Consider the following 3017-nt stretch of genomic DNA (forward strand, 5'->3'; position numbering starts at 1 on the left):
ATGGGGGGTATTTTCATGGCGCAGGTAGGTTTCCGGAAGGGTCAACCTGCCCACTTTGCGCAGGTATTCGGTAAGTTTCATGAGGGCCTGGGCGTGTTTGTTGAGGTGGGCGCCGCTCAAGGCGCCCCCTTTGCGCTGGTGGCTCCGGGCTTTCAGTTGCTTGAAGTGGGCTTGGATGTGATGGGTGTCTATCTGATTGATGTGGTTGATGTCATTGTTCTCAAGGTAATGCAGCAGTTCCCGCACATGGAGGGGTAGGTTGTATACCGTAGTAGGGGCATAGCCTAATATATCAAGCCATTCTTTGAAGGATTGTTCTAAGTACCGGAACGAGGGGGTTTGTAGGGCGAGTTTTTTCATCCCGATTTAGTCCCGGTTGATGTTTTCCCTGACTGCTGAACTGCTTGGGTTAATTTACTGGTTTTCTTGCTGTTAAGCGGTTCTTTTTGAGAATGAACTGCTGCTGAACTTCTGAACTGCTTTTCCAGCTTAAGCAATACGTTGTCAAGTACGCTGTCTATTTTATTTTACATTTGCTTGTAATCGGCTAGGCTGGCCACTTGATAGCAATAGCCTTTCTTTTGGTCTCCCGACCCTTTTCTGACGTAGTCGTATTGTTGTAGTTGTACCATGAATTTTTTTTGGTTGCTCGGCTTTTCTTTTAAGGTCTGACGGACTTCTTTATTGGTGAAGGTGGTCTTTGCTTCGGCCTGTAACCAGTGTTTTAAGCGTTCATAGTAGTTTCTACAGGCCCCGGAGAGCTCATCAGATTTCCTCAGCAACACTGCTTTCATCAAGGTATTGGCTTCTCTTATGTCTTCGAGGGTGGTGGCTATGAATTCTTCCCCGGTGTCCTGGTCGTATTGTTTCTCACGTTGGTATTGGTGGTAGAAGGTGACGGCTTCGATAAAAGCCAGGTAGTGGGCGTTGGTCCGCCGGGGCTTAAAGACTTCCTGTGGGATTTTCAATTGCTCGGCATAGGGGTTTCTGACCTGTACGGGCTGCAGGACGCGTTGCCTGTTTTTGAACTGTTCTACGATTTGATGTTCTGCTATTTTGTCTATCCGGCCGGCCGACTCGGCACGCTGGTACTGCATGATGTTTTCGTCCTGCTCCCGGCTTTCATCGATGTAGATCAAAAAGCTTCGGTTGGCGTTGTCTTGGTATAAGGTTTCTTTGGTGGTGCAACCGGCCACGCTTACCGGACCTTCTACTTTTAAGGTGACGGTCCGGGTTTCGCCTTTGGTGTTTTTGACGACGACGGTCTTGGTGAGTTGCTTTTTGCTTTTGATTTCTCGTAAGGGATACAATACATCTTCTGCGCCGTCCAGGTCCTCGATTAAGATGAGTTTGTTCCTGAGTTCCCGTTGCCCAAAGTAGTAGAAGGCGTTGCCGCTCAGGGTGGTGATTTCCAGTTTGTCTTCTTCGGGGATTAAGGCGCCTATTTTCTCCTGCAAGTGGGTCTTGCCTATCCCGCTGCTGCCTAAGCTGATGATGTGCAAGGGGTTGTCTCGTTTCCGGCTGGTGAAGATTAAATACATTAACAGCCGGTTGTCTTCTTCGCCAATGACACCGGCTTTGCCAATGTCTTCTCTGGTGCGGGCCATTAGGTTCGGGGCACTGAGGTAGAGTCTTGCGGCTTGGATCTCTTCGCTAGTGAGCAGTTTCTTTCTTTCCGGTTGCCGGTCTTGGTTTTCGATCTCCCGCAGTCTGTAGTGTTCCAGTTCATCGGTGAGTTCGGACAGAGCGGCACCAATCACGCTGGTGCCCACTTCCAGTTTTTCTGCCACGCGCCGAATGAGTTTTTCTACCTGGGTGTCGTTGTATAAATCCAGGTTGTGCCTTAAGGCCGGCCTTTGGTCTTCTGTAATTTTGATCTTAAGGGTAACTCTCAGCCGGTCTAAACCCTCCAAACGGATGCCGCCCAGTACGGCGATGTCTAACATGCCCTGTGCGTAGGTCAGGTGGGCGGGGTTTGAACTATTCAGGGAAGGGGGCATAAATAAAATTGTTAACACCTAATTAGGTGCTAAGATACCAGATCAGTTTATTTATTCAAACTATATCGCTTTTGAATAACCATTTTAGTTTCCATACCTTTGTTTTTAGACAATAGATACGGTTTTTAAACCCTTAAACGTTGCTTGTTATGGATTTCGGAAGTACTGTAGTCACCTTTAGAAAGGAGCAGGGAATATCTCAAACTGACCTGGCTAGCCAGTTGGGCATCCATAAAAATGTACTCGGTAGGTACGAAAGAAACGAGGTCATGCCCTCCATCGAGATTGCCCGCAAGATTGCTGATATCCTCGAGGTATCACTGGATTACCTCACAGGCAAAGTAGATGTGGAGATGGATAAGGACACCCAGACCCGTATACTGGAAGTTTCAAAATTTGCCGAAGAAGATCGGGAACATATCTTCTCGGTCATTGATGCTTTTATCGCCAAAAGAAAGATCCAGTCGATTATGTAGGCCAAAGGCTCAAGTTACAAACTTAAGCCAGAGAGGGACTCTGAGTAGGAGAAAAGGCCACTAAACTTGAGAGCCTTTAGTTTAACTTACCCTCTTAAACTAAACAATTCCTGAAAAAAGAAAAGTATTATCTTCCCGCTGGAAAATTTTTAAACCACCCATATTCTATTTTTAAATAGAGTAGTATGGAAGCCAAAATAATAGCAATTACTAAGATTATTGCTCTTTCTTTATTTGGTAAATTCGGAAACCTCCAAGACATCAATTACTGGCTTTTTACGTTCAAGATACCTAAACTTAGCAGTGTTAGGCAAACTATTAGCATTCCCGATAAGAGAACTATATTATTCATTCTGTTAAAATCAATCGAATAGTAAATATACCTGATGAAGTAATTTGATACATTAAACCCAAAGTGTATAAGAATACAAGCATAAATGTTTCTTGATCTATAATAGACCCAGGCTGTCACTACACCCAAAATAAAAATGGCTAAAGCTTCCGATATATTTGTTATTCCAAAATGCCCTATCCAAAAAAG

Annotated in this window: 3 protein-coding genes; 2 read left to right on the plus strand and 1 reads right to left on the minus strand. The window is 45.1% G+C overall.

Translation table 11 applies throughout. The features are described 5' to 3' along the window. A partial coding sequence (locus tag AAGA18_15950) for a hypothetical protein (protein ID MEM9446834.1) occupies positions 1–258 on the plus strand: 258 nt, incomplete at its 5' end. Positions 259–527: 269 nt separating this feature from the next. Here AAGA18_15950 and AAGA18_15955 read toward each other — a convergent pair. Next, positions 528–2000 (minus strand): hypothetical protein, encoded by a 1473-nt coding sequence (locus tag AAGA18_15955; protein MEM9446835.1) that lies wholly within the window; start codon positions 1998–2000, stop codon positions 528–530. 149 nt (positions 2001–2149) lie between these two features. Between AAGA18_15955 and AAGA18_15960 the strand changes: the two genes are divergently transcribed. Continuing rightward, positions 2150–2476, plus strand: a complete 327-nt coding sequence (locus AAGA18_15960; protein ID MEM9446836.1) for a helix-turn-helix transcriptional regulator — start codon at positions 2150–2152, stop codon at positions 2474–2476. Positions 2477–3017: the final 541 nt, after the last annotated feature.

This window comes from Verrucomicrobiota bacterium, assembly GCA_039192515.1.
Taxonomy (GTDB): domain Bacteria; phylum Verrucomicrobiota; class Verrucomicrobiia; order Methylacidiphilales; family JBCCWR01; genus JBCCWR01.